The 26,146-nt window shown below is 27.0% G+C and carries 17 protein-coding genes and 1 pseudogene; 13 read left to right on the top strand and 5 right to left on the bottom strand.

From position 1 onward, the window contains the following. Positions 1–77 precede the first annotated feature (77 nt). Positions 78–1,337: a metallophosphoesterase gene (locus PWP28_RS08020; protein ID WP_158274724.1), complete on the top strand. Its 1,260-nt coding sequence runs from the start codon at positions 78–80 to the stop codon at positions 1,335–1,337. After that, positions 1,334–4,453: an AAA family ATPase gene (locus tag PWP28_RS08025; protein WP_264150125.1), complete on the top strand. Its 3,120-nt coding sequence runs from the start codon at positions 1,334–1,336 to the stop codon at positions 4,451–4,453. Before PWP28_RS08020 ends, PWP28_RS08025 begins: the two co-directional genes overlap by 4 nt. A 29-nt stretch (positions 4,454–4,482) precedes the next feature. Here PWP28_RS08025 and PWP28_RS08030 read toward each other — a convergent pair whose 3' ends face one another. Genes PWP28_RS08030 through PWP28_RS08040 form a run of 3 tightly spaced genes read right to left on the bottom strand, consistent with a single transcriptional unit; the run spans position 4,483 to position 8,094 of the window. Beyond that, positions 4,483–5,802 (bottom strand): MATE family efflux transporter, encoded by a 1,320-nt coding sequence (locus PWP28_RS08030; RefSeq protein ID WP_308644544.1) that lies wholly within the window; start codon positions 5,800–5,802, stop codon positions 4,483–4,485. Then, positions 5,792–7,111, bottom strand: coding sequence for an alpha-amylase family glycosyl hydrolase (locus tag PWP28_RS08035; protein WP_264150123.1), 1,320 nt, complete (start codon positions 7,109–7,111; stop codon positions 5,792–5,794). Before PWP28_RS08035 ends, PWP28_RS08030 begins: the two co-directional genes overlap by 11 nt. Before the next feature lie 2 nt (positions 7,112–7,113). After that, entirely contained in the window at positions 7,114–8,094 is a 981-nt protein-coding gene (locus PWP28_RS08040; protein WP_264150122.1) for a LacI family DNA-binding transcriptional regulator, read from the bottom strand. A 153-nt stretch (positions 8,095–8,247) separates the two neighbouring features. Between PWP28_RS08040 and PWP28_RS08045 the strand changes: the two genes are divergently transcribed. From PWP28_RS08045 to PWP28_RS08060, 4 genes are all read left to right on the top strand, one after another. Then, entirely contained in the window at positions 8,248–9,099 is an 852-nt protein-coding gene (locus PWP28_RS08045; RefSeq protein WP_308644545.1) for an alpha/beta hydrolase, read from the top strand. 579 nt (positions 9,100–9,678) lie between these two features. Continuing rightward, complete coding sequence (locus PWP28_RS08050; protein ID WP_264150120.1) at positions 9,679–10,872, top strand: glycine betaine/L-proline ABC transporter ATP-binding protein; 1,194 nt, start codon at positions 9,679–9,681, stop codon at positions 10,870–10,872. Position 10,873: 1 nt separating this feature from the next. Continuing rightward, positions 10,874–11,695 carry a proline/glycine betaine ABC transporter permease gene (locus tag PWP28_RS08055; protein ID WP_109603465.1) on the top strand — a complete coding sequence of 274 codons (822 nt, stop codon included), beginning with the start codon at positions 10,874–10,876 and terminating at the stop codon, positions 11,693–11,695. Positions 11,696–11,761: 66 nt separating this feature from the next. After that, positions 11,762–12,559: a glycine betaine ABC transporter substrate-binding protein gene (locus PWP28_RS08060; RefSeq protein WP_109603710.1), complete on the top strand. Its 798-nt coding sequence runs from the start codon at positions 11,762–11,764 to the stop codon at positions 12,557–12,559. Positions 12,560–12,588: 29 nt separating this feature from the next. Here the strand turns inward: PWP28_RS08060 and PWP28_RS08065 are convergent, their stop codons facing one another. Further along, positions 12,589–13,719, bottom strand: coding sequence for a sugar MFS transporter (locus PWP28_RS08065; RefSeq protein WP_305082051.1), 1,131 nt, complete (start codon positions 13,717–13,719; stop codon positions 12,589–12,591). Positions 13,720–13,946: 227 nt separating this feature from the next. Here PWP28_RS08065 and PWP28_RS08070 point away from each other — a divergent pair, with 227 nt between their 5' ends. The 4 genes from PWP28_RS08070 to PWP28_RS08085 all read left to right on the top strand — a co-directional run bounded on the left by PWP28_RS08070 (position 13,947) and on the right by PWP28_RS08085 (position 17,857). Further along, on the top strand, positions 13,947–14,507 hold the full coding sequence (locus tag PWP28_RS08070; protein WP_264150118.1) for a hypothetical protein: 561 nt from the start codon (positions 13,947–13,949) through the stop codon (positions 14,505–14,507). Between the two features lie 110 nt (positions 14,508–14,617). Then, the gene (locus tag PWP28_RS08075; RefSeq protein WP_158274727.1) at positions 14,618–15,181 is read left to right on the top strand and encodes an MBL fold metallo-hydrolase; all 564 of its coding nucleotides are present in this window, start codon (positions 14,618–14,620) and stop codon (positions 15,179–15,181) included. A gap of 11 nt (positions 15,182–15,192) precedes the next feature. Next, positions 15,193–16,533 carry a 23S rRNA (uracil(1939)-C(5))-methyltransferase RlmD gene (gene rlmD, locus PWP28_RS08080; RefSeq protein ID WP_308644546.1) on the top strand — a complete coding sequence of 447 codons (1,341 nt, stop codon included), beginning with the start codon at positions 15,193–15,195 and terminating at the stop codon, positions 16,531–16,533. A gap of 304 nt (positions 16,534–16,837) precedes the next feature. Continuing rightward, entirely contained in the window at positions 16,838–17,857 is a 1,020-nt protein-coding gene (locus tag PWP28_RS08085; protein ID WP_308644547.1) for a hypothetical protein, read from the top strand. Between the two features lie 84 nt (positions 17,858–17,941). Here PWP28_RS08085 and PWP28_RS08090 read toward each other — a convergent pair. After that, a pseudogene (locus PWP28_RS08090) lies at positions 17,942–19,144 on the bottom strand (recombinase family protein); the annotation flags it as partial. A gap of 34 nt (positions 19,145–19,178) precedes the next feature. Here PWP28_RS08090 and PWP28_RS08095 point away from each other — a divergent pair. The 3 genes from PWP28_RS08095 to PWP28_RS08105 all read left to right on the top strand — a co-directional run bounded on the left by PWP28_RS08095 (position 19,179) and on the right by PWP28_RS08105 (position 25,843). Then, on the top strand, positions 19,179–20,765 hold the full coding sequence (locus tag PWP28_RS08095) for a hypothetical protein (protein ID WP_308644548.1): 1,587 nt from the start codon (positions 19,179–19,181) through the stop codon (positions 20,763–20,765). A gap of 103 nt (positions 20,766–20,868) precedes the next feature. Continuing rightward, positions 20,869–24,519 carry an AAA family ATPase gene (locus PWP28_RS08100; RefSeq protein ID WP_308644549.1) on the top strand — a complete coding sequence of 1,217 codons (3,651 nt, stop codon included), beginning with the start codon at positions 20,869–20,871 and terminating at the stop codon, positions 24,517–24,519. A gap of 16 nt (positions 24,520–24,535) precedes the next feature. After that, complete coding sequence (locus PWP28_RS08105) at positions 24,536–25,843, top strand: McrC family protein (RefSeq protein WP_308644550.1); 1,308 nt, start codon at positions 24,536–24,538, stop codon at positions 25,841–25,843. The last annotated feature ends 303 nt before the right edge of the window (positions 25,844–26,146 follow it).

The raw sequence follows: 26,146 nt of genomic DNA on the forward strand, positions 1-26,146 counted from the left end.
ATTTTAAAATTGTTTATTATTAAGGTATAATAAATATGTATTTATTATTATCATTATTTATTATTGGGAGGATTTGTATGAAAGAACCTAAATTTAAGTTTATACACTGTTCTGATATACACTTAAATGATTTATATTATATGAATGATATAAATCAAGAAAACGACTCTAAAAATAAAATTAAAAGTTTTAAAACATTTGATAAACTAATATCAGATGCAATTGCTTTTGATGTTGATTTCATATTGATAAGTGGAGATTTAATAAACAAAAATATTTATTCTTTAAAAGCAAAAAAACATATAATTGAAAAATTTGATCATTTAAAACAATTCAATATAAATGTATATATTATAGGTGGTCAAATAGATGAATCAAAAGAAGTATTCTGGAAAGAATTCAATATTCCAGAAAATGTAAATTACTTTTCTAATTCAAGAACTCAAGTATTTCCATTTATAAAAAAAGATAAAGTAGTTGCAAATATATTTGGAATAAGCTTTAACGATTCTAACCCTAAAGAAAATCTTTCATATATGTTTACAAATAAGAGCAACGAAACTTTTTCAATTGGAATGATGTATGCAAATATAATGGAAATAAATGAAAACTTTAAAATAAATCCAGTGAGCATAGATGATTTAAAAAATAATACTATAAATTATTGGGCAATAGGTTCAGAACATACAAACAATATATTAAATGCCGATCCATATATTGTAAGTTCTGGAAGCTTAAGTGCTCATTCTTTAGATGATTTAGGAGAAAAAGGGTATTATTTAGTTGAAGTTAAAGGTAAAAGGATTCTAAACATTGATTTTCATCCAATATCAAATATAATATATGAAAATCTGGATATTCATATAAATAAATTGAAAAATATTGAAGAATTAAAAAAAGTAATCGATTCAAATATAAATAATTTGATAAACAAATATCAAAACAAATATATTTTTTTAAATATAATTTTAAAAGGCAAAGGATATCTTCATAAACATTTAAATGAACAAAATGTAGAAAAACTTTTTTTTGAATACAAAAATTTAACAAAATATAGCAACTCAATAATAAATTTAATAAATATAGAAAATGAAACTTTTCCGGATTTAGACTTTGAAATGAGGAAAAAAACAGATGATTTCATTTCAAGAACTATAAAAATATATGAAAACAATAAACAAAATTCAAAAAATTATATACTAAAAAATATACAAAATGAAAATTCTTATAAAAAAATAGAAAAATATTTAAATTATATAAAAGACGATGAATTCGATAAAATATATGAAAAATCTCTAATAAAAGCTTTTGACTATCTCGGTGGTGAAGAATATTGAAAGTAAAATCTTTATTTATAGAAAATTTTGGAATATTCAACAATTTTCATATTGAAAATTTTGATAAAAATATAAATTTAATATATGGTGAAAATGAATCTGGAAAAACAACCTTAAAAAACTTTATAAATTATATCTTTTTTGGAGAAAATTTAAATTATAGATCCAATGAAGATATAAATTTTGGTGGATATTTAGAAATAACTTCAAAAGAAAAATATTATAAAATAATAAGATATGAAAACAGCCTTTCCATAATAGATGAGAATGGAAAAATTGTTAATAAAAATCCTCAAGAACTCTTTTTAAACTCAATAGATTACAACACATATAATAAAATATTTTCCTTAAATATAAACGATCTTGAAAGACTGGATATCTCAGATAAAAATATAAATAATGTTATATTTTCTGCTGGAACTGGTCTTGGAAATAAATCAATCACTGAAATAATAAAAAATATAGAATTAAAAGAAGAAGAATTGATTTCTCTAAGAAATCAAGAAAAATTGATAAATAGAAAGATTGATAAAATAGATGAATTAGATGAAAATATAAAAAAATTAAATATAAAACTTCAAAAATATGATGATTATAATAATAAAATAAATAAAAACATTGAAAAGATAAATTCTATAGATTTAAATATAAAAGATTTTTTTAATAAAAAAGAAATTTATTCTATATCAAACAAAATTTTCCCTATGTTTCATGAAAAAAACAAATTAATAAATGAAATAAGTTCATTAGAATACTCTTCTTGTTTCCCAACTCGCGGAGATGAAAGATATTTAAACATTAAAAATCAGAAATATGAAACTGAAAAAACTATTAAAGAATTATCTTTGGAAATTAAAAACCTAAAAGCAGAAAAAGAAACAATAAAAATAAATGAAGATATATTATTAAATTCTGAATTGATAAAATATCTTTTTGAAAATAATTATGATTATAAAAAGAAAAAAATTGATTATGAAACTGCCAAAGATAAATATAACAACTTATCTTTAGAGTTAGAAGAACAATTAAAAATAATCGGTAAAGACTGGAATATAAACCGTCTTGAAGATACTCAAATAACATCTGATTCAAGAAATGTAGCATTTAAAATTTCGAAAAAACATCAAGATATTACCCAAGAAATAAAAACTCTTGAAAAACAATTAGAAATCGAAAAAATTAATATAAATAATTTAAACTTGGACAAAAATAAATTAATTGAAGAAAGAAGTAACATAAAAATAGATGATTTAAATGTTGAAAACATAAAAAATAAAAAAATAAAACTTTTTGAAATGCAAAAAATATTTACTCAAATAGAAAATTTAGTAAAAAGAAAAGATGAAATACAAAACGAAATTGATCATATAAATCAAAATATTGAGAAAATAAATTCAAAAAAAGATAATTTTGGAACATTTTTTGGAACTACTGGTTATATAATAATTTGGATATTATTAATGATTTCTGGTGGAGCAACTTTTTATTTTTTAAATAATATTGCTGGAATATCTATATCAATATTTTCATTTTTTATGATAATAATAGGGAAAATGAAATACAATAATGAAAATTTTAAATTAAATGATTTGAAAAATGAAATAGAAGAAAATAATGCTCTGATAGATGAAAAATATTCTCAAATAAAAAATATAAATAATCAAATAGAAAATTTTGCCCAAAAAAAAGTTCAAATATCAGAAGAAATCGAAATAAATCCAAATATATTAGAAAAAGAAATGGAATTAGAATTAATAAAAAATGAAAAAGCCCATGAAAATTATCAAAAATATATGAACTATTCAAATTCTATTGAAAACACCAATGAAAGAATAAATAATTCGAATAATTTGGTAGAAAAATACAATGATGAAATACAAAAATTAAAAAATGAACAAATGGAAATAGAAAATAAATGGAAAGAATGGTTAAAAGAAAAAAAATACGATGAATCATACACTCCATTCAACTTTGAAGGGTTTATAAACTCCATAAATCATTCAAAAAATATCTTAAGGGAATTCAGAAATGCTGAAAATATAATAAAAAAATTAAAAACTTTTATAGATGAATATGAAAATAAATTAAATCTTTTAAAATCAAAATTTGAAGAAAAATATGAATTAAATTCAATTCAAAATATCCATGAAGAATTATTAGAAAATATAAAAAATAATACTATAAAAGATTCTTTAGATAAAACAATAAAAGAAAAAGAAGCTATTTATAAAAATAAATTAGAATTTTTATCAAATCTTGATAATAATATATTAAATCTATTTAAAAAAGCTAATACAACAAATGAAGATGAATATTTTAAAGTCTCAGAAGATTTTAAAAAATTAACAATTCTAAAAGAAAATATAAATGATTTAGATAAACAAATGGATAACTATTTGAAAAACAATAAATATTTTTCTGAAATAATAGATATATTAAAAAATATAGATAAAACAACTATAGAAAAAACAATTGAAGATTGTGATGAATATATATCAAAATTAAAAAATAAAAAACTCTCTCTAAAAGAAGAAAATATAAACTTTGAAAAAGAAAAGATAGAACTTGAAAATCTTGAAGAATATATAGAATTAATTCAAAAAAGAGAAAATATAAAAAATACTATAATAAAAAATATAAAAAAATTATTAGAATTAAATACAAGTAAAAATATAATAAATGATACAGTAACTTTCTTTAAAAATAACAGAATTGCTGTTTTCAATACAGCCAGTAAAAATATTCAATTAATGACCGATTATAAATATAAACTAATATATAACGATGAAAAATTATTCTTAAAAGATAAAAAAAATATTGAAAAAAACAAAAATAAATGGAGCGATGGAACATTAGATCAAGTATATTTATCTTCAAGACTTGCTTTCATAGAAGAATATAATAAAAAATCATCATCTCTTCCTGTTGTATTAGATGATATACTAATAAAATTTGATTTATATAGAAAAAGAAAAGCACTCGAATTATTAATAGAATTCTCAAAAAATAATCAAATATTTGTATTTACTTGTAATAAAAAAACAAAAGAAATCTTCGAAAGTTTAAATAACGATTCTAAAATTTATACTTTAAAAAATGGAATATTAGAAAAATAAATGCTTTATTATATAAAGCATTTATTTTTTTAATTCAAATTTTTTATCCATTTTTTTCTGATATATCTAATAAAAAATAAAGTTCCTTTAAAAAATTCACCTATTATCATAGCAAAAAATATACCATTCAATTTAAAATCAAAAACAAATCCTAAAATATATGAAAGAGGGATTTGAATAATCCAAAAACCAAATAAAGTTATAAATAATATACTCCAAGTATCTCCTCCACTTCTTAAAATATAAGGAAAAATTATATTAGAAGTTTGACAAAAAATCAAAAATATCAAATAAATCATCAAACTTTTTCCAATAAATACAGAATTTTGACTTAATTTAAACCAATCAAAAATATTGTCATAAAATAAAATTATTATAAAACTCAAAATAGAAGTAATTAAAAAACTTAAAAAAATACTTTGTTTAGAATAAATATTAGCTTTTTCATAATCTTTTTTTCCTAAATATCCAGCTATAATACCAACACTTGCAGAAGCTAACGCTGAAATTGGAGTAAGAACAATACTTTGAAATATTTTTAAAACTTCAAAAATTGCCATTTGATCTGTTCCCAATCTAAAAATTAATGAAGTGTTTACAGTAGCAGCAAATTGCCAAACAGCGCCATCAATAGTCATTGGTAAAGAAATATATAATAATCTTTTTAAAATATTTTTATTAAAATTAAATTTAAAAATTATATTCTCAAATTTAAATCTTTTATAAACAAAAAAAATCAAAATAATAAATTCTAATATTCTTGCTAAAAAAGTAGCCCAAGCTGCCCCTAAAACTCCAAAATCTAAAATTATTATAAAAAAATAATCAAAGCAAACATTAAATATCATAGAAAATACAGTTGCTAACATCGGAAAAAAATTCTTTTTATTAGCAACAAAAAAACCCGAAAAAACAGAAGACAATATTATAAAAATAATCGATGGAATATTTATAAAAAAATATTCATAAGCCCTATCAAAAGCTATTCCATCAATTTTCATCCAACTTAAAAATGTATCAGACCACATATAAAAAATGCTCATCAATGATAAAGATAAGAAAATTGAAAAACTAATAGTATTATTAATTAATTTGTTAGTATATTCTTTATCATTTTTACCTTCGCTTTGTGATACTAAAATTGTAAAACCCGAAGAAAAAGAAAAAACAATAACCAAAAAAAGTGATATCAATTGATTAGCCCCACCAACACCAGCTATTGTATCTTCTCCAAGTTGACCAACAAAAATTTTGTCAATAGTTCCCAAAAGCATACGCAAAGTATTTTGTACTATTAATGGAAAAGAAATTAAAAAAATATCAACCAAAATATTAAATCTATTTTTCATAACTTAAAATATATACTCCTTTTTCAAAAAAAGAATCTTCATAGTATTCTTCAGTCAGTTCATCAAAATAAGTTCCTTTCAACAAATAATTATCATTTTTATTTACTAAAATCATAAATTTGTCTTCATTATAGACTTTATCAAAAATAAGAACATCTTCATCTTCTTTTAAAATATAATTCCCTTTAACAAGTGATTTGTTATTCTTTCTAAGATTTACAAGTTTTTTGAATAAATCAAATAAATATTTTTCTTTAATAGAATGATTATCTTTAAATTTCATAGAAACTCTACCAGATTCATGAAAATTTTTATAAGTTATATCTCCTTGAATACCTATTTCATTTCCATATTCAAACATTAAATTTCCACTAAGTGTAAATAAAAATTTCAATACCATTTCAAATTTCTTATAATCTCTACAAATATTAATAAATCTTGGTAAATCATGATTTTCCATGAAATATGTCAATTTAAAGTTTTTATTGTTCATAGAGTATGATTTAATTATTCTATTGAAAAATTGAGAATTATTAATTTTATCTTCCGCAAAAAACTCTATAATAGAATCATACATATAAAAATCAAACAAAGATGTAAAAGTAGTATTTCCATCAAACTCTTTAAAATGTTTTATAAGTTTATAATTATCATTAGAATCAGAAATATCATCCCAAACTTCTCCAAGCAAAATAATATCTTTATTTATATTTTTAAGTTCTATATAAAATTCACTCCAAAATTCTATAGGTAACCCTATTGCATGATCAAGCCTATAACCATCAATATTAAATTTTTCAACCCAATATTTCCCAACAGAAATTAAAAATTTTTTTGTTTCTAAATCTTCAACATTCCAAAACTTAAAAAGCCTTTGCCATCTATTTTCTTGAGGTGTTTTTGGATTTTCTGTAACGGGTCTAAACTGTGTAATCGTTTCCATTTCATAAAATTTAGATACATGATTAAGAACTAAATCAAAAATAACTTTAATATCATTTGAATGACATAAATTTATAAAATTATGCAATAATTTCTGACTTTTGAATTCATTTTTATCAAAAATATGAGTTGCAAGCTTAAAATAATTAACAGTATCATATCCGTGAGTAGTATCACTTTTAAAAATAGGTGCAAGATATATTAAATCAACCCCAAGTTCTTTAATATAATCAAAATTATCAATAATTCCTTTTAAATCTCCTTCTACTGAATTGCTCTCACAAAATCTATATTCATTTGGTAAAAAATCATTTTCTGAATCACCATTATAAAAGAATTTTACTAAAATATGATATCCAATAAACATATTTAACCTCCTGTACTATTTCTATAAACTATTTTATAGTTCATAGATATTTTATTTATAGAATTTTTTGATTTAATTTGTTGATACAATAAAACAGCAGCATTATAACCAAGTTGATACTTATCATAGCTAACACTAGTTAATGAAGGTGTTATGTATTTTACAATATCCATATCATCAAAACCACTAATCCAAACTCTTTTTGGAATATTTACATTTACACTTTTCAAATATGAAATACATGAAATAGCTATTGAATCATTGCAACATATTATTCCATCATAATCACTAATTTTATTATTATTAAAAAAATTTTCTATTATTTTATAAGATTCATCAATAGAAAAAGATGCTTCAAGAATCTTATAATTATGAATATTATTATTTTTTAATGTATTTTCAAAAGATTTTTTCCTAATTTGAGAACTATAATTATATTCTTGACCATTTATAAACAATAAATTTTTTTTATCATTTTTCAAATAAAATTCAACTATTTCTTTCATAGAACTATAATGATCTTGTATTACACAAGGAATATCTTTAAACTCATAATCTATAATGACAAAAGGTTTTTTATTTCCAAATTCTTTAATTTTACCATCAATTGAATTATCAATATACCATGGAAAATAAATTATTCCATCAACATTTTTATTCAATAAAAATTCAATATTTTCAACTTCACTTTTATACCTATCAGCTGATAGAAGAATTGAATAATTTTTTTTTGAAAAAAAATCTGTTATACCAAAAATAATTTTTCTAAAATATGTATCAACACCTGGAATAAAAACTCCAATAGTTTTAGTTTTCTTTGTAGTTAAACTTTGTGCATAAATATTTGGAGTGAAATCGGTTTCTTTTATGACTTTTAATACTTTTTCTCTTACTTCATCTCTTACACCTGATTTATTGTTCAAAACTCTTGATACTGTTGAAATAGAAACATCACACATCTTTGCTATTTCTTTCATTTTCATAACCTTTTTCACCCCCATTTAACTTATATTATCATAAAAAGATTTTTTTTGCAACCGGTTGCAGAATTTCATAATAATAAAAAGTTATTTTGATAACAAAAAAATAATAAAAAAAAGATAATATATAATATGAGATTATATGGAGGGAACAATATGTTTATAAAAACAAATGATGATTTAAAATTATATTATAATTTTAAAAATAATAATAAAAAAAATACTCTTTTTTTCATACATGGAGGACCTGGTGCTTCATCTTATTTCTTTGAAAAACATATGTCAGAACAAATATCAAAAAATTATAATTTATTAACTTATGACCAAAGAGGTTGTGGTAGATCTGATGGAAATAAAAATACCGATTATACTTTAAATACTTTATTAAATGATATAGATATAATAATAAAAAAACTTTCATTAGATAATATTAATCTGCTTTGTCATTCATTTGGTGGAATTTTAGGTTTAAATTATATACTTAAATATCAAAAAATAAAATCATTAATTCTTTTAAATTCAACTTTAAACTTTATAGATTCTATAAAATACCAAATAACTCAAATAAACAAAATATTAAATATAAAAAATGAAACCATAAATAATAATAAAATATTAAATGAATGGTTAAAAAAATTAAGTATATTAAATAAAGAAAATAAAATACATAAACTTTCTTTTTTCAAGTATGAAAATTACAAAAACTTTTTCAAAATAAATGAAATTGAAAATAAAGAAAATTTTCTACAACAATATGTTTTAAATTCTTCAGAATATTTCAAAAACTTTAATGAAAAAACCGACAAAATTCATATTCCAGTCTTAATAATCAATGGTATATATGACAATTCTGTAAATCCAAATGATTATAAAATAATGAAATTTAAAAACCTCTATATATCAAATATAAAAGGATCACATATGTTATATTATGAAAATCAAAAAGAATTTTTAAATGCAATTAATCATTTTTTGAATAATTCAAATATAAAAAATGAAACAATTTAATGTTTTCTTATTTAAATGAAATAAAAATAACTTTTTATTATTTGCTCAATTTTTTTAATTTAATTTTAAAGAAATGAAAAAGTTGTTTTTAAATATCGTTTTTAATTAACATTTATTAACAATAAATTACATATAATATTATATTTATGTAAATATAAATAATGTGTTTCTATTATATATATTAAATAAAAATTTTTATTGTTTTCATAAAATCCAAATCAAAAAAATAACAAAAATCAATAAAACACTTATAATGGGAAAAATTCTAATTATAAAATCATAAAATTCAAAAATGAAAAAACTTCTTATTAACATATCATCAATATAACTCCTATTTAATTTATTAAATTAAATTTACTTCATTTTAATCTATATAAATTTAATAGCTTTTTAATAGCTATAGTGTATTATTAATTGTGCAAGATTAATTAGCTTCAATTAAATCTTATTATTAACAAAAAACTTCAAAATACTTCAAATTCAAAATCTAATAAAAAATTCAAAAATCAAGCCATTAAAAGTGGTTCTATTTTTTTGTTTTTTTGTTTTTTTAACAAATAATAGTTCAGGAGGTAAACAATGAATAATGAATACAAATTAGAGGTTAAAAACCTTTATAAAGTTTTTGGTCCTAATCCAAAAAAAGTTTTTCCTTTAATAAAAAAAGGATTAACAAAAAGTGAAATACTAAAAAAAACAGGAAATACTATAGGTGTAAATGATGTGAGTTTTAACGTAAAAGAAAAAGAAATTTTTGTTGTAATGGGGCTTTCTGGAAGTGGAAAATCCACATTAATAAGATGTTTAAATAGATTGATAGAACCTACTTCAGGAGATATATTAATCGATGGTCAAGATATAGTTAAAACCAATAAAGAAGAATTGAGAAATATAAGAAGAAAAAAGTTAGCAATGGTTTTTCAAAAATTTGCTTTATTTCCACACAGAACTATATCTTCAAATGTTGAATATGGATTAGAAGTTCAAGGTGTAGACAAAGAAGAAAGAAAAGAAAAAGCATATGAAGCATTAGAAATGGTTGGTCTTAAAGGATATGAAGAACAAAAGCCAAATGAATTAAGTGGTGGAATGCAACAAAGAGTTGGCCTTGCAAGAGCTTTAGCAACAAATCCCGATATTTTATTAATGGATGAAGCATTTAGTGCTTTAGACCCTTTAATAAGAAAAGATATGCAAGATCAACTATTAGAACTTCAAGAAAGGCTACATAAAACAATAATATTTATAACTCATGATTTAGATGAAGCTTTAAAACTCGGAGATAGAATAGCAATAATGAAAGATGGTAGAGTAGTTCAAATTGGAAGTGCAGAAGAAATATTAACTAATCCAGCAAATGGTTATGTAAAAGATTTCGTTCAAGATGTTGATAGATCCAAAGTAATAAAAGCAGAAGCTATCATGCAAAAACCACTCGATAATCTTCTTCCTAAAGATACACCAAGAGTAGCTGTAAGAAAAATGAGAAAAGCTGGAATAGATTCTATTTTAGTAACAAAAAAAGATAGGACTTTAGAAGGTATAGTTACTATAGAAAAAGCTTCAAAAGCAGTTGAAAACGGAGAAACAACTATTGAAAATATTATAGAGAGAGATGTACATAAAGTTTCACCTGATATGCCAATCTTAGATATTTTACCAATGCATATAGAATATAATCATCCTGTCTGTGTAGTAAACGAAGAAAACAAACTTTTAGGAATAATTGTAAAAGTATCTGTTTTAGCAGGTATATTAGGGGAGGTAGATTAAAATTATCGATTTAAAAATAGGTAAAGGATTTGAAATAATAGTTAATTGGTTAAAAGATAATTGGGAACCTTTTTTTGATGGTGTAGCAAGTTTTATAAATTTTATAATATCTTCATTAGAAGATTTATTTACTTGGATTCCTTGGTATGTAATGTTAGCAATCTTAGTAGTAGTTGCTTGGAGAAAAACGGGAAAAGGTACAGCAATATTTACGTTTATAGGATTATTTTTAATACAAAGCATGGATCTTTGGTCAGAAACAATGCAAACACTTGCATTAGTAACAAGTTCAGCTTTACTTGCATTAATAATTGGAATTCCATTGGGTATATGGTCTTCAAAAAGTGATACTGTAAATAAAGTAATGAGACCTATTCTTGATTTCATGCAAACAATGCCAGCTTTCGTATATTTAATACCAGCTGTATTGTTTTTTGGTTTAGGTAAAGTTCCTGGTGCAGTAGCAACAATAATTTTCTCAATGCCACCAGCTGTAAGACTTACTAATCTTGCTATACGACAAGTTCCAGAAGATGTAGTTGAAGCAAGCCGTTCTTTTGGTTCTACATCATCACAAATGCTTTTTAAAGTTGAATTACCAATAGCAACTCCAACAATATTAGCCGGAATTAATCAAACTATTATGCTTGCATTATCAATGGTTGTTATATCTTCAATGATTGGTGCTGGCGGATTAGGTAAAAAAGTCTTAAATGGTATCACTCAATATAAAATTGGAATGGGATTTGAAAGTGGTTTAGCTGTTGTTATTCTTGCAATGATTCTCGATAGAATAACTCAATCATTAGGAAAAAAGAAATAATAATTCAAATACTATATAGGAGGGATTTTTTTGAAAAAAATCATATTATTTTTATTCATTACTATTATGGCATTAAACGTATTCGCTAAGGAAACTGTCAAACTTGCTTATGCAAATTGGGCTGAAGGTATTGCGATGACAAATCTCGCAAAAGTTATTTTAGAAGATGAAATGGGTTATGATGTTGAAACAACAATGGCTGATCCTGGATTAATATTTGTATCATTAGCTCAAGGAAATCAAGATGCATTTTTAGATGCTTGGTTACCAATAACACATGAAGCTTATATAAAACAATTTGGAGATAAATTAACTGATTTAGGATACAATTTTGAAGGTGCGAGAATAGGATTAGTTGTTCCTGAATATGTAAATATAAACTCTATAGAAGAATTAAATAATTCAAAAGATAAATTTGATTCTCAAATAGTGGGAATAGATGCTGGTGCAGGAATAATGAGTACTACATATAGTGCAATAGATGCTTATGACTTAGATCTTGAATTAATAGAAAGTTCAGGACCGGTTATGACAGCTTCATTAGCAAATGCAATAGATAAAAAAGAATGGATTGTAGTAACTGGATGGCAACCACATTGGAAATTTGCAAGATTTGATCTTAAATTCTTAGATGATCCAAAAGAAGTATATGGAAAAGCAGAAAATCTTCATACAATGGCAAGAAGAAATTTTATAATTGATATGCCAGAAGTTGCACAATTCCTAACACATTTTTACCTTAATTCACAACAACTTGGTTCATTAATGGATATGATTTCAAACAGTGATGATGCTGAAGATGCTGCAAGAGAATGGATTAAACAAAATAAAAAAGTTGTTGAAAATTGGATACCAAATAATTAATAATACAATAAAAACGGTATGATTATAAATCATACCGTTTTTTTATTTATATATAATATTATAAAAAAGATAACTATTGCTGGAAAAGTTAAAAATAAATAAGCCATAAAAATAGAACTATCTGCAACAAGTCCCATAACACCTGTAATTATCATCCCTCCAAAACCCGTTATTGCATAAAGAATTCCATTAAAAATAGCCAATTGATTAGAAGGGATTTTTTGATTTACAAATCTTTGAAAAACTGGAAAAATAGGTCCTATAAACAATCCTAATAAAACATACAAAAAAGATAATTTTAAAGTCAATAATAAAATTATAGAAATAAATATTCCAAATATACAAATTAAAAGTAATTTAAAATAACCTATTCTTTTAAGAACAAAATCAGATATAAGTCTTGAAAAAGTATAAAATAACCAAAACATACTGATAAAAAAAGCTGAGTAACTTTCAGAAAACAGAAAATAATCTACATGTAAATTAGAACTCCAAGTAACTACACCTTTTTCTATACCAGAATAAAACATAAAAAATATTAAAAAAATAATCACTAATTTATTCAAAAATAAATTTTTAAAACCTTTTTTATTAATACCACATTTATTGCTATCTTCCATAAAATATTTATTAAAAAAACTCAAAACAATAATTATCAACAAGATAAAAACTATCATGTAAATGAAATAAGATATCGGAACATTTTTTTTAATAAAAAATGATATTATAATTGGTGACAAAATACCACCCATACCAAACATACCATGATAAACTCCATAATTTTGATACTTTAAATCAAGCTGAGCAAATATTGTAGTCATAGTAAGTATAGATAAACTTATTCCAAAACCTATAATAAAAGAAGCTAAAATTAAAATTATATAATTAGAAGCTCCTACAAATAATAAAGATCCTAATATATTTAAAAAAAGTGAAATCAAAAAGACTCCCTGAGATCCCAAAAATGAAATCAAAATACCACCAAAAATATTACCTAAAAAACCTCCAACAGTATTAAAAATAGGAACCAATGAAGATTGAGAAATTGAAATCCCATAAGTCTCTTGAATATTCTTCATCAATGGTGGAATAAAGTTGGGTATCATTGCTATAAACACCATAGAAATAAAAATAAAATACATAATTCTTTTTTGTGACATAAAATCTACTCCTTTTATTAAAAAAATATCAAATACAATTATAATAATTTATTGTAAATTAAACAATTACTAAAAATAAACATTGTTTTTTAAAATATAAATGGTATAATAAATTAGTAAGCTGGCACGTTGTCAGCTTACTTTTTATGTATTTCAAAAAATTTATAATTAATTATATTAAAATTCAAAAAAATTTGATATTATATTTTATTGAGGGGGGTGTACTTTTGAATACATCGATAAACTTAGATAATAATCAGAAAATTACAATCAAAAAACTTCTATTGAATTACTTTAAAAATGAAAAAATAACTAAAATAACTTTTAGAAAAGAAATTGTATACTTAAAATCTTCTGAAAAAAATCTAAAAATAATCATAAAAAACTTAGAAGAATATAATTGTGATTACTACTTAAAAATAAAAAATAATTGGGAATTACAAAAAAATATCAATCTCTTAGATTCAAAAATAAATAAACACAAAAAAGGAGCTTTAAATTTAAATAAAATGGACATTGAGAGACTAAAAAGAGGTGTTTCAAGATATATCAAAGCTAAATCAAATTTCTTAAAAAGAAAAGAATTCATAATTGAAATATCAAATAATCAAATAAATATAGACTTTTATTTAGATGATTATTTTATTATAGAAGTATTGGATCAAGAATTAAAATCATGTATATTATACATAAATGATAAAAAAGAATCCGAAGGGGATTTTGATCATATAATGTTTAATTTAGATATTTACTTTTCAAAAAAATACTTTTCTGATGAATTAATATAAAAAATTCAACTTCAAAAAAACAGTGGATTCCATTAAGAATCCACCTTTTTTAATTAAATATAATATGTTAAAATATATTATATTATAAAAGATAAAAAGAGGTGAAAATATTGAAAATAGAATCATATGAAACTGGACCAATTGGAACAAATGCTTATATAATAGATGAAAAAATAATAATAGATCCTGGATATGGAATATCAAATTATATAAACAAAGAAAAAGAATATGATGTTTGGCTTACACATGCTCATTTTGACCATATTAAAGGTATAAAAGAAATAAAAGTGAAAAATCTATATCTTCATCCAAAAGACTATGAACTTTTAAAAGATCCAGAAAAAAATCTTTCAATATATACTAATGAACCTTTTACAATAGACATACCTTATAAAGATATAAGCAATATTACAAGATTTATTCACACTCCTGGACATACTCCTGGTTCCATAATAATAATATTAGAAAATAATTTATTTACAGGAGATACTATATTTTCAGACAGCATAGGAAGAACTGATTTTCCTGGTTCATCATACGAAGACATGGAAAAATCTCTTATAAAAGTAAAAGAATTTTTACAAAAAAACAAAAATATTAAAAATATATATCCAGGTCATATGAACAAAACAACTAGAGAACTTATTTTAGAAACAAATCCATATTTATATTGAGGAGAGATATCATGAGTATTCAATTAATACCTGAAAAAATAGTTTATGGAGGATATGCATTAGCAAAATATGATAATGAAGTATATTTAATAGAAAATGCACTTCCAGGAGAACTAATTGAAATTGAAGTGTATAATAAAAAGAAATCTGTAAATTTTTCAAAAGTAACAAAAATAATAGAACCATCAAAAGATCGTGTCAAATCTGTATGCCCTCACTTTAATAAATGTGGAGGATGTGATCTATTAAATTATCGATATGAAAAACAAATAGAACAAAAAGAAAATATATTAAAAGAACAATTAAGAAGAATAGGTCATCTGAATATAGAAACAGAAAAATTTGAAAAATCCTTTAATAATTTAAATTATAGAAATAAAATGGAATTCACATTCTCAAAAGATGAAAATAATAATATAGTATTAGGATTAAATGAAAAAAAATCTCATAAAATAATAAATATAGAAAAATGTTATATAGCACCAGACTACTTTAATACTATAAGAAATACAGTAAAAGAAGTTGTAAAAGAATTAGATATCCCAATATATGACCCTAAAAAAAGAAAAGGTGTGTTAAAACATTTAGTAATAAAAAAATCTTCAAAAACAAATAAATTAATGATAATAATAGTAACTCATACAGAAACTCTTCCAAAGTCAAGAGAATTAAAACATTTATTATTACAAAAATTAAATTTTGACTCTTTAATACATGTAATGAACAGTTCTGATAAAGTAACTTTAAGAGGTCCTTATAAAACTCTTTTTGGAGAAGGAATATTAAAAGAAAATTTTGATGAATTCGAATATCAAATTCCTCCAACTTCATTTTTTCAAATAAATTATGATATAACAGAAAAAATATTACAATATATTTTAGAATATATAAAAACTAAAAACACCTCTAAAGATACTTTATTAGATCTTTATTGTGGTGTAGGCTTATTCAGTCTTTTTTATTCTCCTCTTTTTAAACATGTAACTGGTGTAGAATACTCAAAAAACTCTATAAAAGCTGCTAAATCTAATCTAAATATAAATTCAATAAAGAACATAAACTTTATTGCAGAAGATTCTTTACAATATATAAATCAAAGTATAGAAAAACAAAAAACATTTGATTATATTATAATAGATCCGCCAAGAAGTGGCCTTGGAGTTAAAGCTGCTGAAAAAATGTCTAAAATAACTAAAAAAACTTTAATATATATATCATGTGATCCGTCAACTCTTTCAAGAGATCTTAATATACTCAGTCAAAATGGTTTTAAAGTGGATTCCATAAAAGGGTTTGATATGTTTCCTAATACTCACCATATTGAGACGGTAGTATTGATGTCTAGAAAATAAAGAAGTGTTCTCTGGAAGGCTTGATATAAGCCTTCCAGAGTTTTTAGTGATAAATATTTTAGTTAGAAAAACGATGATTTCTTGCTTTGCGGGAACTAGTCCAAGAGAGGCTTTTGACCCTGTACAGAGTGGATTAGATGTCACTGACCCCGTACAGAACAGATTAGATGTCAGAGGGTCCGTACAGAGCAGAATGGATGTTTTTGTAAAACAGTAGGGGTTGGGAGAGTAGGTTGGATGTAAGTAAGTATATGAATTTACTATTGATTGCTTTGTTTCATCAAGGATTGGGGGTGAGAAATGTATGGGATATGATGATTTCAAGAGTAAAATTTGTGTCTACTATAATTTGTTTGAGAATACAAAAAATAAAGTTGCCAAATTTAAGTCGGCTCTTAATAAATTGGCTACCAATACACTTCCACAGAGAGATTGTGAGAGCCTTTTCCTAGTTCGGGATTTTAGAAATACTTCTAACCTAAATATTAATTTTATTTATGACAATATCATGTGTTATTATTCAGATAAGGAAAACGCGCTAATGGTTGGTGTTATCTGCCCGAATTGGAGTAATGGGTGGAGAAATATATCAAAGGATAAGTTCGTTTCTGAACAAATAGACTTTCTTTTCCATTTTATCTCACAGTATATTTATAGAAGCTATCAAGTTAATTTGATTGGAGCCATAGCATTGGCTACAGGCATTCCAACAGATTTTAGAGGGAATACATTAAAACGTACACATGGTGAATACGCAACACAAGAAATTGAAAAATTTAGAACTTTCATAGAGGAGAGCACTTCAGAATTAAGCTTAAAAACCTTAGGATACCTAAGGTTAATAAATGCACTTGATCCTTTTGTCAATAAATCTATATTTTACTATATAAGGTCTTTAGAATTACACAATTCCGATTTTACAGAAGAAGCATTAACAGCAGCTGATAATATGGTTGATGTGATATTTCAATCTATAAAAAAACGTAAGAATGCGCCTACACAGGAGCGTAAAGAAATGTGTAATTTTGTTTATGATGAAATTGGATTATATGATGAGACGGTTAAGTATAACTTAGAACGGCTTTACTTATTAAGGTGTAGATTCACAGCACATCCGTCAAAATCTAAATGGTGGGATTTTTATGAAATATACGAAGATGATATTGAACAAATAGGATTATCGATACGGAAATTATTGATATTATATTTAAAATATGAAAATAATAACCGCCAAATAGATGCAAATCCAACTTTGTGGAGTCGATGGTTCATGGAAAACTGTGATATTATATATGATGCAGTATGGTTTCACGAGATACCTTGATAGTATAACCGCATATGTTTAACTGCGGTGAGGAAGCAAGGAAGCGTTATGAGATTTAACTCATAGGCTGCCTTGCTTTTTTATCTATTCCGTAATATCAACTGTCAGTCCGGACCTAAATTCCACAGTAAATTTGTCTGCGTGGACAGTGACCTTTTCGATTAGTCTTCGCACTATGGCTTCATTGTATTTAGTAATGGTTGTGGGTTGACCTTTAAGGAAAGCGCTCATGTCCGTGATCCGCTTCTTGATTTCATCCTTGCTAGCACTGTCCAATTGAACTTTTTGCTTTTCTTCTCTCAAGGTGTAAATTTCATCCGCAACATCTTCATAATCGGATTTGGTGCTGGCCAGCTTGAGAAGTTCTGCCTGTAGTTCTCCTAATCTCTTGTCGATATCGGTTAGAGCCTGGTTGTTATCTTGGTTGATTACCGTGGCAATGTTGTTTTCTAAAATGGATAGGAAGGTGTCCTTATCACCCAAGGTTTCATTAATGGCTTTTATAATAATCTGTTCAATTACGCTTTCTTGAACAGTTCGAGCGTCGCAGAACAGCCCGGTGTTTTCAAGGCGGCTGACGCATCTCCAAACGATGGACTTCTTGCCGCGGTTATTCCAGTGGACTCTCCGGAAAACCTCTCCGCAGGTGCCGCAGATAATCATTTGTGAAAAGCAGTGGTTACTGCTGTAGGTTCTCTTTTTACCATTTGGGCTGGTGTGGACGATGCGCCGCCTGATCATCTCTTCCTGGACCTGCATGAAAATTTCACGCGGGATGATGGCTTCATGGCTATTTTCCACATAGTACTGGGGGACAAGACCATTGTTCTTGACGCGTTTCTTTGTGAGAAAGTCAACGGTGTATGTCTTCTGAAGAAGTGCATCCCCGATGTATTTTTCATTCCGGAGAATTTGATTGATGTTACTGGTATGCCATTTGTCTCGTCCAGCTCCATTTTTGATACCATCGGTTTCAAGTCCTCGGGCAATCTTTAGCATGCTGGCCCCTTCGAGGTACTCTCTATAAATTCGTTTTACAATCTCAGCTTCTTCTGGAACAATAACCAGTTTCTTGTTTTCATCCTTGGTGTAGCCTAGAAACCATTTGCAGTTCACTTGTATTTCGCCTTGTTGGTATCGGTATTGAAGTCCAAGCTTTACATTTTGGCTGAGCGACTGACTCTCTTGCTGTGCGAGGGAAGCCATGATGGTGAGCATAACCTCACCCTTGGAATCCATGGAGTTGATATTTTCCTTTTCAAAAAACACCGCGATGTTCTTATCCTTTTACGGGCATCTAATATCAGGGTTACGTAAAGTAATGATAATTGATGTTAGAGAGTATAGTAGGGAACGATTTTGCAAAGAAAATGCTTTATCAAAGTATCTAGTACCATATATATACTCAGAGGACCTAGATATAGAAGCTGAAAAATTCTTGCAAAGAAATTATCCCGATGCACTTGAAAATCTGATGCCTTTAGATATAGATGAGTTGTTGAATAATATGTGTCTTACAATGCATTATGCACCTTTGCCACCACATATTTTTGGAATGTCTTTTTTTAGTGAGACTGAAGTAGAAATATTTGAAGATAACATGGTAGATACACGCACAGAAACTATAGATGTTGGAACCATTTTAGTTAATCCAGATGTTTGTTTTATGAGAAATATTGGTTCTAACAACAACACGATAATTCATGAGTGTATCCACCATGATCTCCATTCGAATTTTTTTGAACTCCAAAAGTTGTTGAAGTCTGAATTAACTTCAATAAGCTGTGAAGCTGTCGAAGAATATGGAGATAATACTGACGAAATCGACAATGCTTTGCATTGGATGGAGTGGCAGGCTAATGTATTGGCACCTAAAATTATGATGCCATTAAAAACAACAACTCAGAAACTCAATGAGATATTGGATTATTTGCATAATCAAAATCCATTGTTACGAAGTGCTGAGGTTATGCAACTTGCTATAGAGGAGCTTGCAAACTTTTTTAACGTGTCAAAATTAGCTGCAAAACTGCGAGCAATTGATATTGGATTTCAGCAAGCCGCGGGAACATTTGTTTATGTAGGCGGAAAATACCATCCTCCATATTCATTTCTTAATGGCAAATTAGATAAAAATCAGACATTCGTAATTGACGAGATGAATGCTCTGTATGAAATAAGCATGTCAGAAGAACTTTATGAAATGGTCTACTCAGGTAAAGTTGTTTATATAAACGCTATGTTCTGCATAAATGATCCTAAATATGTAATACAACATGGTGACAATTCACTTGAGATGACAGAGTATGCGTTAGAACATGTTGATGAATGTTGCTTGGTTTTTGATAGAACTGATAGAATTAGTAGGCTTTATGATGATTCATTTTATAGAAGATGTTTCTTCTGCAGAGATGTTAACGCAACCGATTTTATTGAGGCAAAGTATGATCCTGAGTATAAAGATAATCAAAAGATTCAGGATCGTGTGCAAGAGACTTCAAAAGTTAGTGCTTATTCTATAGAAATGTCAGAAGAGCTTATGAACATGCCAGGTAGTTTCTCGAAAACATTGGAATACCACATAAAGAGAAGGGAGCTCACGAATGAGATTCTGGCAGAGCGGTCTGGATTAAGTGCAAGAATAATTAGTGATTATAGGAATAATGAGTCACTTACAAAAGAATTGCCTACAGTCATGGCACTATGTATAGGTTTAAACTTGCACCACCTTTACGCTGAAGATCTAATTGAGAAAGCGGGACATCAATGGAAGAAGACACCAGAACACATTTTATATAGATGGCTCTTGGTTTGGCATACAGATGAAACCCTAAGCCAGTGGAATAAGAGACTTGAAGATGCGGGGATTTCGCAACGTCTTCCAAGCAATAAACATAAAGCTTCATAATGTAGAAAGTGTTTTGAGTGTTTATTAAGTTAATTAAGATAGATTGAAAATAGATGAGCAGTAAATTATTAATCATAAATTTCCGATAAAAAGAGGTGTTTAGATGGGCAAAGATGAGGTCATTCAAGAAAAAGTAATAACGGAATGGATTATTTCAGGAAATCCCAAAAAATATAATGTGGTTAGTGCTTTTCATGAACTGGGGAAAGTAGATTGGAAGCAGAGTACGAATATTTCTGAAGGTGATATCGTATATATTTACGTTTCTGACACAATTCAAGCGGTATGTTTTAAATGTAGAGCAAATAAAGTTAATATGAAACAGCCGGATATTGAAGATAGTAAATTTAACGTTTCAGGGGAATTTGACGGAACTTATGGAAGATACATGGAACTAGAAATGTTAGAGGAATTTCCAGAAACTTTATTTTCTAGAAAGATATTAGAGAATTACGGATTCTCTTCACCACAGAGTCCAATACGACTTCCTGTACAATTGAAAACATACATGGACTTGATTCAAAAATTAAGGGATTCTGAAGAAATGGATCCTGATAAACACGATGGTACTTATGAGCTCGTTAGAGAAACTATAAGTGCTTATTCAGAAATGGATGATCTAAGTGTTTGTGATTACAATGACTTAAATCTTGTTTATCTTATGACGGTAGGTACATGGAAGCACAAAGTCATATCAAAGAAGAAAATTATTGATTCTAGTAATCTTCCTGGAAAAAGCAAAGAGACACTTAAGGCTTTACTTGATCTTATTTGGAAAAGAGCTCAAAACAAAGAGTATACAAATAGTGATGGGTCTTTTGGAATGTTTGGCACTGGTTTTTTTTCATTTAAGGGAAAGACAGATAAAGATTCTCCTCAAAAATTTATAAAAGCCTGTGTAGACATACTTGATATTGAAGATGATGATCAGATTTTCGATAGATTTGAAAAAGTGTTGGATAAAAAATATCATGGTATGAAAGCCGCATCTGCATCAATGGTATTACACTGCTTAAAACCATTTACATTTCCTATTTTCAATAGCAATATGGGCTCTGACAATATATACGTTTATCTTGGAATTGATCTAGATAAGAAAACAGAAGTACATACGTATATAAGGAACTGTCGCCAAGTAAAAAAATACAGAGACGAAAAATTTAATATAAAGAATTATAGAATTTTTGATATGGCTGCTTGGAACATAGGAAAAGAACACTCACAGACAGATATTGACTATATTGGTGTTCTTGATTATTTGGATAACAACCGAGATATTCCTTACTCAAATCCTGAAGCTCAAGGTGTTGAAGAGAAAGAAAAAAAACGTTTACTAGAAATTAAACATAAAGGTCAGGCTGCAGTAGCTGAAATGAAAAAAATGGTTGCTATTTGTAACGAATGGTTTGGGTTAGATAAATGTGAACCCATGTCATGGCTTGACGGCTCAAACACAAAAACAAGAAGATATCTATGGGCCCAGATGAAATATGGACAGTATGGGGATAATCCTATTAGTATCTCGATCTTTGTAGAGTTATCTGATGAAACTAATAAAAGTAGGTATCGTTTTAGTTTGGAAATAAAGAATGACAATTCGGATAAGTATCAGATGAAAAAATATCATAGTTTTTTGGATTTGCCAGTTGATACAGAAAACTCTCTTGTTTATGTTTCTGGAAGTAATGAATTTGGTGCCACAAAGGTTTTAAGTGAATCTGTAGATGAAATAAAGCAGAAAATTACTGATGGTGTATATAAAAAAGTTCAACTTTGTAGAGTCCAAGAGTGGGTGGATGAATTAGCCAATGATGATTATGAAAATGTAATGCTTGAGGCGATTGAATCATTGATCCCTTACTATGAGCACGTTCTAGGAATCGAAAATATAGCATACTGGCCAAGTTTAGAAGAGTATAATCCCAATATTAGTAAAGATGAATGGTTAAATATTTTATTAGACGAAGGAATCACTAGTAAAGAAGATTTAAAAATGTTCAAGTGCATGCTTGTAGAGGGTGGAGAATCAACATGGGCGAATCTCGCTACAAGGCATGGTAACACTGCTTCATCATACAATATGAGAGGAAGCAATTATGGCAAGAAAATTGTAGATGCAATCGATCACGTCACACTATGCCCGGATGGAGAAGAAAATAGATATTTTCCAATTCCTTTTGTTGGAAGAAATGTCGTAGAAGATGGGAATAAAAGATATTCATGGAAGCTTAGGGATGAGTTAAAGGAGGCATTAGAAGAGATGAACGTATCGAAAATGGATCTAACCAATTTGGAAGATCAAGACATTGAGTATGATAAAAATCTAATACTATATGGACCTCCTGGAACCGGAAAGACATATCATTCTTCCACATATGCAGTAGCAATTTGTGACAATAAGTCTTTGGATGAGTTAACCGATTATGATGCTGTCATGAAACGTTACAACGAGTTAAAGAATGAGCAACGTATTGTATTCACTACATTTCATCAATCATATGGGTACGAAGAGTTTATTGAAGGTATTAAACCTGTGATCTCAGATGAACGTTCTGATGGTAGCGGAGATGTATCTTATAAAGTTGTGCCAGGTATATTTAAAAGATTCTGTGAAACTGCAAAAAAATCAAAAGTGAAAATGGATAAATTTGATATACCAGAAGATGCATCGGTATGGAAAGCAACAGTGCGTACTTCTGTTAGCGAAGACTGCTTTAAAAATAATCGTGTACGTATTGATTGGGGGATAGAGAGTAAAGGTGCTTCAGCATTTGTTAATGACATGAAACTTGGTGACATTATTATAACTACAGATGGTTCGAGAAGTAAGATAAATGGTATTGCCGTTATCACAAAAGATGAAGCATATTCTCTTGATAGCGAAAATGATGCAACTACAAGAGATGTAATGTGGCTAGCAACACATATAGATGAAGATATAAAAGACATTAATATGAATAGGATGTTGCATAGGATGACCGTTGCCCGTGTTCCAGTCATGCAGGTTAGCGACATCGTCTCCTTAGCAAAAAAATATAACTCTGATCTATATAACACTGAAATTGAGCAAAATGAGAAACCATATGTATTTATAATAGATGAAATTAATAGAGGTAATATATCAAAAATATTTGGTGAATTGATTACCCTTATAGAGTGTACAAAGCGAGAAGGTATGCCAGAAGCTACTGAAGCTGTACTACCTTATTCAGGGGATCCTTTTAGTATACCTAAAAATGTTTATATACTTGGAACGATGAATACTGCTGATAGATCCATTGCTCTGATGGATACAGCATTAAGAAGAAGATTTAGCTTTTTAGAAATGATGCCTGAAACGGACATATTACGTTCCATAGGAGCAGATAAGGTTGGAGAACTAAATGTAGCAGATATGCTTGATGTAATCAATGAAAGAATTGGTTTTTTGTATGATAGAGAGCATACAATTGGGCATGCATTTTTTACAGATTTAAAGGATGACCCTTCAATTGAACGTTTGAAATGCATTTTTGAAAAATCAGTAATTCCTTTATTACAGGAGTACTTTTATGAAGACTACCAGAAAATCCAGATGGTCCTGGGTGATGATGGTAAAGAAAATCCTGACTTGAAATTTATAAAAGATGAAAAAGTGGTTGCTAAGGATATTTTCAAGGGTAATGTTGAAGATATTATAGATTTGCCAGAAAAGAAATATTCTATTAACAAAAAAGCCTTGTCCAATATTCAAAGCTATATCGAGATAAAGTAAAGTGTGGTGAGAAAGCATGGGTAAACCGTTTGAGGTAAGAGAATATGATTCAATTATCTGCAATAGTGATTATAAAAATGAAAATAAATACAAGTACCTTATTAAAAAGGAATTTGATAACCTAGAAACGTTTATCTATGAATTTTCGGGAAGTAAAGAAAATGCAGATGTATTAGATTTTATGCGTATAGGGTATCGAAGAAATGTTGGTGAGACAATTACCATCAAGAATTATGTTGGTCTAATTCAGATGAAGGATGGGTTTCAGGTTCAAGTTCTACCAAAGATTTCATTTGGAGATGGAGAAGATCCAGGAAATGTTAAGACTAAGAGAGTTTTTCTGCGCATGTTACGTAGTATGAAAGACTTTCCAAGTAAGGTTTTCAATGACGCTAGTCTTAAAATAGATCATATGAATCTATATGAAATTTTTATTAATATGTATCTACAGGAAGTTCGTCATTTGGTGAAACGAGGCATTAAGTCAGCTTATATATCTCAAGAGGATAATCTGCGGTATTACAAGGGAAAGCTTCTGGTAGGACAGCATTTACGTAACAATTTAGTGCATAAAGAACGTTTTTATGTTGGGTATGAAGAGTTCTTAATGAATAGGCCAGAAAATAAGCTGGTGAAATCAACTTTAGAGAAACTGCAGAAAATAACTACCAGTGCAGAAAATTCAAAAGAGATAAGACAGTTACTTACTGCTTTTGAGTTGGTTGAATCATCTGTAAATTATCAAAAGGATTTTTCTAAAGTAGTTATAGATAGGAATACAAAAGACTATGAAATGTTAATGCAATGGTCAAAAGTATTTCTAATGAATAAGAGTTTTACTACCTTTTCTGGTGCTACAACATCAAGAGCTTTACTGTTTCCAATGGAAAGTGTATATGAAAGTTATGTAGCCCTACAAATGAAAAAAGCATTTCGGCCGATTGGTTGGGAGGTATCAAGTCAAGATAAAGGACATTATTTGTTTGTTGAGCCGAGAAGACAATTTGCATTAAGACCTGATATTGTTCTTAGAAAGAATGATCGTATAATAATTCTGGATACTAAGTGGAAAAATCTTATTAATGATGAAAGAGCCAATTACGGAATTCATCAAAGTGATATGTATCAGATGTATGCTTATTCCAAAAAATATGAAACAGCTGAAATATGGTTGTTGTACCCCACTAACGACGAAATGAGAAACACGAGTCATATAAAATTCGATAGCGGTGATGGGACGACTGTAAATTTGTTTTTTGTTGATGTAGCAGATATTGAGTTAAGCCTCACGAAATTAAAAAGCATATTAGAAGTAGAACGATAAATTATAATGATCCAGCATGGTTCGGGTACATAAAAGATTGACTTGTTTCCACTAACGGATAAAAAGTATAATAGTTGTATAAATATGTTTCCGCATACGGAGAGTGGTATCAAAAGTAGCCTGGACAAATTTCCACATACGGATAAATGTAAAAAAACACTCAAGACATCAAGATGAGCCTATCGGGCCATATTGAGACATGCATACTTTTGTCCCGCAAAAATTAGTAAATATCTCACTGTACTTATAAACAGGAAAATTGAATAAAATAGATTTTAATGACTATTCAAACTTGTTATATGA

This window comes from Oceanotoga sp. (assembly GCF_030445905.1).
GTDB lineage: Bacteria > Thermotogota > Thermotogae > Petrotogales > Petrotogaceae > Oceanotoga > Oceanotoga teriensis.